Here is a 7,641-nt window from a genome sequence, read left to right as displayed (position 1 = left end):
CCTTGCCAGCCCGCTCAGAGATGTGTATAAGAGACAGGTTGGGCCGGGCCAGGGCCACGGCCTGGGCGTCGGCGGCGGCTCGGGCCTCGCCGAGCCTGTTGAGTCCGGCGGCCCGGTCACCGCCGGGTGCGGTGGCACGGGCCCGCTCGTGCAGGGCCTGCTGGGCGGCGAGCCGGTCGCGGGCCGCGAACAGGGCGCGGGGCAGGGCGAGCGCGGTGTGCCGCTCCTCGGCGGTCAGGAAGCGGTTGCGGCTGGAGAGCGCCAGGCCGTCCGCGTCCCGGACGGTGGGCACGCCGGTGACGCGGACGCCGAAGTTCAGGTCGCGGACCATGCGGCGGATCAGGGCGAGCTGCTGGGCGTCCTTCTGCCCGTAGAACGCCTCGTCGGGGCGGGTGAGGTGCAGGAGCTTGGCGACGACGGTGAGCATCCCGTCGAAGTGCCCGGGGCGGGCCGCGCCTTCGAGCCGCTCGCCCATGGGTCCCGCGGTGATCCGGACCTGGGGTTCGCCGCCGGGGTAGACCTCGTCCGGGCCGGGGGCGAAGACCGCGTCGGCCCCCGCCGCCCCGGCGATCTCCAGGTCGGCGTCCAGGGTGCGCGGATAGCGGTCCAGGTCGGCGGCCTCGCCGAACTGGAGCGGGTTCACGAAGACCGTGACCACGACCTGGCCGTCCGCACCCGCGGCTTCGCGTGCGGCGCGGATCAGGGCGGCGTGGCCCTCGTGGAGCGCGCCCATCGTCATGACGACGGCCCGCTCGGCCCCGGCGGGGCGGGGCAGCGCGTCGAGCTCGGCGGCGGTGCGCAGGAGGGCGGGCCGGTCCGGGCGCTTCATCGGGTCTCCCCCGGTCCGGGGCCGCCGGGGCGGCGCTCCTGGTCGGCCAGGACGACGAGGAGGTCCTCGGCCAGCTCGGCCTTGAGCAGGCCGTGGGCGAGGGCCCGGTCGGCCGTGGCGCGGGCCATCGCGATGTATCCGGCCACCGCCTGCGGGGCGTGCTCGCGCAGTTCGCCGATGTGGGCGGCGACCGTGCCCGCGTCCCCCCGGGCGACCGGGCCGGTCAGCGCGGCGTCGCCGGAGCGCAGGGCGTTGTCCAGGGCCGCGCCGAGCAGCGGGCCGAGCATCCGGTCCGGGGCGGCGACCCCGGCCTTGGCCAGCAGCTCCATCGACTGGGCGACCAGGGTGACGAGGTGGTTCGCGCCGAGCGCGAGGGCCGCGTGGTAGAGCGGGCGGGACTCCTCGGCGATCCACTCGGGCTCGCCGCCCATCTCGATGACCAGGGCCTCGGCGGCGAGCCGCAGCTCCTCGGGGGCGGTGACGCCGAAGGAGCAGCCCGCGAGCCGCTGGACGTCGACGGCGGTGCCGGTGAACGTCATCGCGGGGTGCAGCGCGAGCGGCAGGGCCCCGGCCCGCAGCGCGGGGTCCAGCACCCTCGCCCCGTACCGCCCGGAGGTGTGGACGAGCAGCTGACCGGGGCGTACGGCACCGGTCTCGGCGAGGCCCTCGACCAGCGTGGGCAGCACGTCGTCGGGGACGGTCAGCAGCACCAGCTCGGCGCGGGCCAGCACCTCGGCGGGCTCCACCAGGGGCACGTCGGGGAGCAGCTCGGCGGCGCGGCGCCGGGAGGCGTCGGAGACACCGGACACGGCGACCGGGCGGTGCCCGGCGAGCTGGAGGGCCGCGGCGAGGGCGGGTCCGACCCGGCCCGCGCCGACGACGCCGACCGTGAGTCGGGCGGGGCGGTCCCTCGCGTCGAGGGGTTCTTTCGATACTGGTGCGTTCACGCGGCGATGGCCTTCCGTTCCAGTCCGCGGGGGGTACCGGACGATTTCTCTGCATGCTACGCCAGCGTTTCGGCGAAGCTCCCCGGCCGCCCACAGCCTGTGGATAACTTTCGGGGCCCGTTTCCGGACCGAACAGGGCCTCACCCGGGACCGGGCCGGGCGGAACTCCGGGCCGAACTCCGGACACGGCTCCGGGCCGGGCTCCGGCGGGCGGAAATCGGCGGGCGCGCGGTTGGCGGCCCGGGTGATGATCGTCCCATGGTGACCATGGATGAGCAGGAGCGGCGGCGGCGCAGGCTGACCGCGTGGCGGGCGTCGCGGCGGACGCTGGCCCGGGTGGGCGCGGACGGCACGCTGGGCGAGCGGCTGGCGGCGCTGGCCGCCGGCGCCGCCTCCGTACACGATCCGGAGGACTGGACCGATGTGTACGGGGGCGGGGTCGTCGCCGATCTGGAGCGGCGGGTGGCCGGGCTGCTGGGCATGGAGGCGGCGGCGTTCTTCCCGACCGGGACGATGGCCCAGCAGATCGCGCTGCGGTGCTGGGCCGGGCGTACGGGCGACGCGACGGTGGCACTGCACCCCCTGTCCCACCCGGAGCTGCACGAGGGCGGGGCGCTGGGCGCGGTGAGCGGGCTGCGCACGGTGCATCCGACGTCGGAGCCGAGGCTGCCGGACGCCGAGGAGGTCCGGGAGTTCCCCGAGCCGTTCGGGACGCTGATGCTGGAGCTGCCGCTGCGGGACGCCGGGTTCGTGCTGCCGTCCTGGGAGGAGCTGACCGCGGTGGTGGAGGCGGCCCGGGAGCGGGACGCGGTGGTCCACTTCGACGGGGCGCGGCTGTGGGAGTGCGGCCCGCACTTCGGGCGCGAGCTGTCGGAGATCGCCGCCCTCGCCGACAGCGTGTACGTGTCGTTCTACAAGTCCCTGGACGGGCTGTCGGGCGCGGTGCTGGCGGGTCCGGAGACCCTGGTGGAGGAGGCGCGCGTGTGGCGCCACCGGTACGGGGGTCAGCTCTTCCAGCAGTACCCGGCGGCGCTGTCCGCGCTGCTGGGCCTGGAGCGGGAGCTGCCCAGGCTGCCTGCGTTCGTGGCGCACGCCAAGGTGGTGGCCGGAGCGCTGGCGGAGGGGTTCGCGGCGTCGGGGGTGCCGTGGTTCCGGGTGCGTCCGGAGCCCCCGCACACGCATCAGTTCCAGGTCTGGCTGCCGTACCGGGCCGACGTGCTGGACGAGGCGTCGGTGCGGCAGGCCGAGGAGACGGGCGTGACGCTGTTCCGGCGCTGGTTCGCGGGGGCGGGCGGGGCGGGGCTGCCGCCCGGGGTCTCGTGCACCGAGGTGACGGTGGCGGGGGCGGGTCTTGAGTGGTCGGCCGAGGACGTGCGCGACGCGGTGGCGGGGTTCGTGGGGTACCTGGAGTAGGGCCCGGGGGGCTGCCCGGCCTCAAGGTCTTGCCCCGTGGCCGGGCCCCGCCTCGGGGTTCCGTCCTCAAACGCCGGACGGGCCGGGTGTGCCGGGCTCGCCGGGTGTGCCGGGCCCTCCCGGATCGCCGGACCGGCGCGTCGGCGGGTGGGTCAGCCAGTGCCGGTACAGGTCGCGCAGGACCGAGCGGTCGTGGCGGCCCGGGGGCGGGGGCGCGGGCTGCGACAGGCGGGCCGCGCGGTGGAGGTCGAACAGGTACTGCTGGGTGGCGTTCATACGGCCCAGCCTGCGCAGGTCACGGCGGCGCCGCGCGTTGATTGACGGCCCCCGTCAAATGGCACGACGGCCCACGCGCGTGCCCCCACTATGGAGGGGTGAGCGTGCACATAGACATCGCGGGCCTGCCCGCCGACCGCGTCGTTTTCGCGACCTCTCCCCTGGCCGAGCTGGGCCTCGCCCTGCACGCGCTCTCCGAGCCCGGACACCATCCGGGGCTGCACGGCTGGGCCACCGCGACCGCGACGGCCCTGGAGCCCGACCTCGCGGACCGGCTGCTGGAGGCGGAGTTCCTCTGGCGGAACACCTTCTCCGATGTGTTCATGCCGTTCTCCGGGATCCGGGGCGGCGACGGCAGGACCGGGGCGACACTCGCCGAGGACCTGGACCTGCTGGACGAGCTGGACGACGAGCGGTTCGTCGCCGCCGCCCTGGAGTTCACCTGCGCCAGCCACTACGGGGCCGGGGCGCCGTCCCCGCTGAGCGACGCGGGGATGCGGGGCCGCGCCCTGGACCTGGCGGCGGCGCGCGGCCCGCAGCAGATGGACTTCACCCGGCGGCTGCTCGCCGACCCCGCCTCCGTACGCGGCTGGGTCCGGCGGCTCTTCGAGGACTGCGACCAGGCGTTCTTCGCCGACACCTGGCGCCGGGTCTCCGTCCAGCTGGTCGCCGACGCCCGGCACAAGACGGAGCTGCTGCGGCGCAAGGGACTGGCCGACGCGGTCGGAGCGGTGTCGTCCGCCGTGACGCTGGACGAGGGCGCGGGCCGGATCAACGTCGACAAGCTGTCCGAGGGCCGGACCACCGCCGTCGACCCGGGCGTCGGCCGGGGCCTGACACTGATCCCGACCAGCTTCGGCTGGCCGCATCTGATGGTGCTGCACGCCCCGGGCTGGCGGCCGGTGATCCACTACCCGGTCCACCTGCCCGACCTGCCGGCCCCCGCCTCGGTGGAGCTGCTCCAGCTGCGCCTGGAGGCGCTGGCCCACCCGATGCGGATGCGGCTCTGCCGCAACCTGGCCCGCTCCCCGTACACCACCGGCGAGCTGGCCGACTCCAACGGCATCACCTCCCCCGAGGTCTCCCGCCACCTCTCCATGCTCAAGAAGGCCGGGCTGGTCACGACGCGCCGCCGCGGCCGCTACGTCCTGCACCAGCTGGACCTGACGGTCGTCGCCCGGCTCGGCAGCGACTTCCTGGAGGGCGTCCTGCGCTGAGCCGGCCCCAGAGCCCGCCGGGTGACCTCCGACCGGGCGGACACGCCCGCTCGAAGATCACCCGACGGGCTCTCAGCCCGCGCCGCCGCCGGCCCGGACCAGGCCGGTCTCGTAGGCGAGGACGACGACCTGGACCCGGTCGCGGAGGCTCAGCTTGGTGAGGATGCGGCCGACGTGCGTCTTGACCGTGGCCTCGGAGAGCACGAGCCGGGCCGCGATCTCCCCGTTCGACAGGCCCTGGGCGACCAGGAGCATGACTTCCCGTTCGCGCTCGGTGAGCCTGCTGATGTGCTTGTTCTTCGGCTCCTTCTCGCCGCTGGGCAGCATCGGCGAGAAGCGGTCGAGCAGCCGGCGGGTGGTGGACGGGGCGACGACCGCGTCGCCGCTGTGCACCGAACGGATCGCGCCGAGCAGCTCGGCGGGCGGCACGTCCTTGAGCATGAAGCCGCTGGCCCCCGCCTTCAGGCCGGAGAATGCGTACTCGTCGAGGTCGAAGGTGGTCAGGATGAGCACCTTCGGCGGGTCCTGCCGCGCGCAGATGCGGCGGGTCGCCTCGACACCGTCCAGCCGGGGCATGCGGACGTCCATCAGCACCACGTCGACGGCGGTGGACCGCAGGATCTCGATCGCCTCCGCCCCGTCCCCGGCCTCGGCCACGACCTCCATGTCGGGCTGGGCCGCGAGCACCATCCGGAAACCGGTCCGCAGCAGCACCTGGTCGTCGACGAGCATCACGCGGATGGCCGTGGTCATGGGATCGTGTCCTGTCCTGGGGTCGGTCGTGATGTTCGTGATGTTCGTGGTGGCGCGGTGGTCGTGGAAGGCGGGTCGCGGGGTCAGCCCGGGGGCTTGAGCGGCAGCAGGGCGCTGATCCGGAATCCGCCGCCGGGCCGGGGCCCCGCGTCCAGGGTGCCGCCGACCATGCCGATCCGCTCCCGCATCCCGATCATCCCGTGCCCGGCGCCGTCCGCGCCGCCGTCCTCGTACAGCTCGTGCGCGGCGCCCCGGCCGTCGTCCTCGATCAGCAGCCCGAGCCCGTCGTCGAAGTAGACCAGCCGGACACTGGCCCCGGCGTCGGGTCCGCCGTGCTTGCGGGTGTTCGTCAGGGCCTCCTGCACGACGCGGTACGCGGTCAGCTCCACGCCGCTGGGCAGCGGGCGGGGCGTGCCCTCGACCTTGAAGTCGACCACCAGGCCGGTCTGCCGCACCTGCGCGACCAGGTCCTCGATCTGCTCCACATCGGGCTGGGGGACGTACTCCCCGCTCTCCGGGGCGTCACCGGTCCGCAGCACCCCGAGCAGCCGCCGCATCTCCGCGAGCGCCTGACGGCCGGTGCTGGAGATGGTCTCCAGGGCCTGGCGGGCCTGGTCGGGGGCGGCGTCCATGACATAGGCGGCACCGTCGGCCTGGACGACCATCACGGACACGTTGTGCGCGACGACGTCGTGCAGCTCGCGGGCGATCCGGGCCCGCTCGGCGGCGACCGCGACCTTGGACTGCGCCTCGCGTTCCCGCTCCAGGCGGGCGGCGCGCTCCTCCAGCTGGTCGAAGTAGGCGCGCCGGGTCCGCAGCGAGTCCCCGAGCACCCAGGCCAGCACGAACGGCACGGTCATGATGATCGTCACGAAGACCACCTGGGGCCAGGATCCGCCCGGCTCGGCCTCCCACCGCAGCTGGGACAGGGCCGCCGCGCCCAGACTGCAGACCAGGGCGAGCCGGGACGCCCAGCGCTCCCCGACCGTGGCCACGGTGTACGTGATCACCAGCATCGCGAAGTTCCCGATGCCGGGCCGGACGTCGAACACCAGCTGCACGACACCCACCAGGATGGCGAGCAGCAGCATCTTCTCCGGGACCTTGCGGCGCAGCGCCACCACCGTGGAGAACCCCAGCGCCACCGGAACGGCGACGACCTCCTCGCGCCCCGCGTCGTACATGCCCGACACCATCGACATGCCGGAGAGCCCGAGGAGGAAGACGGCCCAGAAGACGTCGACGCCCGTCGGGTGTCTGCGGATGAAATCGTAGAGGCGCTGCACGTAACCCAGCGTAGGGACAGCGGATCGGTGCCCGGGTCAACCGAAGGGCCGATCCGGGTCCTGGGACCGTACTCCCCAAGGTGGAGACTTGCCTACGTGACGGACGAGTGGCGCGGGTGGCGGGAGGCGGCTCAGGCCGCTCTGTATGGAGATGAGGGCTTTTATCGCAGCCCGCTGCGGAGTCCGGAGGGACCGGCGGGCCACTTCCGTACATCGGTCCACGCCTCGCCCCTCTTCGCGGCGGCGGTGGCCCGGCTGCTGGCCGGAACCGCGCGGGAGCTGGGCACCGGCACGGTCACGCTGGTCGACGTCGGGGCGGGGCGGGGCGAGCTGCTGACCGGGGTGCTGGCCGCACTGCCGCAAGGGCTGGACGTGACCGCGTACGCCGTCGAGGTCGCGGACCGGCCCCCGGGTCTGGACCCCCGGATCGAGTGGTGCGCGGAGCCGCCCCCGGGGGTCACCGGGCTGCTGTTCGCCAACGAGTGGCTGGACAACGTTCCGGCCGAGGTGGCGGAGGCGGACGCGGACGGCGTCCCCCGGTACGTCCAGGTGCGGACCTCGGACGGTGCGGAGCGCCTCGGCTCCGCGGTGAGCGGGGCGGACGCGGCGTGGCTGGAGCGCTGGTGGCCGCTGACCGCGCCGGGCGAGCGGGCGGAGATCGGCCGCCCCCGGGACGCGGCCTGGGCGCGGGCGGTGGGCTCCCTCGCCGCCGGTCTCGCGGTGGCGGTGGACTACGCCCATGTACGGGGCGCCCGGCCGCCCTTCGGGACGCTGACCGGATTCCGGGGCGGGCGCGAGGTGCGTCCGGTGCCGGACGGCTCCTGCGACCTGACCGCGCATGTGGCGCTGGACGCCTGCGCGGCGGCGGCCGGGCACGCGGGCGCCGAGCTGACCGACCAGCGGACGGCGCTGCACCGGCT

8 protein-coding genes are annotated in these 7,641 nt (G+C 74.8%); 3 read left to right on the top strand and 5 right to left on the bottom strand.

Features of this window, described 5'->3' with window-relative positions; translation table 11 throughout:
- Together panC and CR470_RS33950 are read right to left on the bottom strand one after the other, a co-directional pair.
- The coding region (gene panC / locus CR470_RS33955; protein ID WP_097871286.1) for a pantoate--beta-alanine ligase at positions 1 to 829 on the bottom strand (829 nt) is incomplete at its 3' end.
- The gene (locus CR470_RS33950) at positions 826 to 1,776 is read right to left on the bottom strand and encodes a Rossmann-like and DUF2520 domain-containing protein (RefSeq protein WP_097871285.1); all 951 of its coding nucleotides are present in this window, start codon (positions 1,774 to 1,776) and stop codon (positions 826 to 828) included. The genes panC and CR470_RS33950, both read right to left, overlap by 4 nt.
- 258 nt (positions 1,777 to 2,034) lie before the next feature.
- On the opposite strand from CR470_RS33950, the gene CR470_RS33945 reads away from it, so the two are divergent.
- Positions 2,035 to 3,189, top strand: a complete 1,155-nt coding sequence (locus tag CR470_RS33945) for a threonine aldolase family protein (protein ID WP_097871284.1) — start codon at positions 2,035 to 2,037, stop codon at positions 3,187 to 3,189.
- A gap of 66 nt (positions 3,190 to 3,255) precedes the next feature.
- Here the strand turns inward: CR470_RS33945 and CR470_RS33940 are convergent, their stop codons facing one another.
- Complete coding sequence (locus CR470_RS33940; protein WP_179892462.1) at positions 3,256 to 3,465, bottom strand: hypothetical protein; 210 nt, start codon at positions 3,463 to 3,465, stop codon at positions 3,256 to 3,258.
- Positions 3,466 to 3,569: 104 nt separating this feature from the next.
- On the opposite strand from CR470_RS33940, the gene CR470_RS33935 reads away from it, so the two are divergent.
- The gene (locus tag CR470_RS33935; RefSeq protein WP_097871283.1) at positions 3,570 to 4,682 is read left to right on the top strand and encodes a DUF5937 family protein; all 1,113 of its coding nucleotides are present in this window, start codon (positions 3,570 to 3,572) and stop codon (positions 4,680 to 4,682) included.
- A 72-nt stretch (positions 4,683 to 4,754) separates the two neighbouring features.
- Here the strand turns inward: CR470_RS33935 and CR470_RS33930 are convergent, their stop codons facing one another.
- On the bottom strand, positions 4,755 to 5,435 hold the full coding sequence (locus CR470_RS33930) for a response regulator transcription factor (RefSeq protein WP_097871282.1): 681 nt from the start codon (positions 5,433 to 5,435) through the stop codon (positions 4,755 to 4,757).
- Positions 5,436 to 5,518: 83 nt separating this feature from the next.
- Positions 5,519 to 6,721: a sensor histidine kinase gene (locus tag CR470_RS33925; RefSeq protein WP_097871281.1), complete on the bottom strand. Its 1,203-nt coding sequence runs from the start codon at positions 6,719 to 6,721 to the stop codon at positions 5,519 to 5,521.
- A gap of 96 nt (positions 6,722 to 6,817) precedes the next feature.
- Here CR470_RS33925 and CR470_RS33920 point away from each other — a divergent pair.
- The coding region (locus tag CR470_RS33920) for an SAM-dependent methyltransferase (RefSeq protein WP_107489527.1) at positions 6,818 to 7,641 on the top strand (824 nt) is incomplete at its 3' end.

Source organism: Streptomyces sp. rh34 (assembly GCF_002551245.1).
Classification (GTDB): Bacteria; Actinomycetota; Actinomycetes; order Streptomycetales; family Streptomycetaceae; genus Streptomyces.
This window is presented reverse-complemented; position numbering and strand designations above follow the sequence as displayed.

What these genes read in the sequence shown, in the direction of transcription:
- CR470_RS33940 (WP_179892462.1), bottom strand. Translation starts at nt 3,465, where the DNA reads ATGAACGCCACCCAGCAGTACCTGTTCGACCTCCACCGCGCGGCCCGC.
- CR470_RS33930 (WP_097871282.1), bottom strand. Translation starts at nt 5,435, where the DNA reads ATGACCACGGCCATCCGCGTGATGCTCGTCGACGACCAGGTGCTGCTG.
- CR470_RS33945 (WP_097871284.1), top strand. Translation starts at nt 2,035, where the DNA reads ATGGTGACCATGGATGAGCAGGAGCGGCGGCGGCGCAGGCTGACCGCG.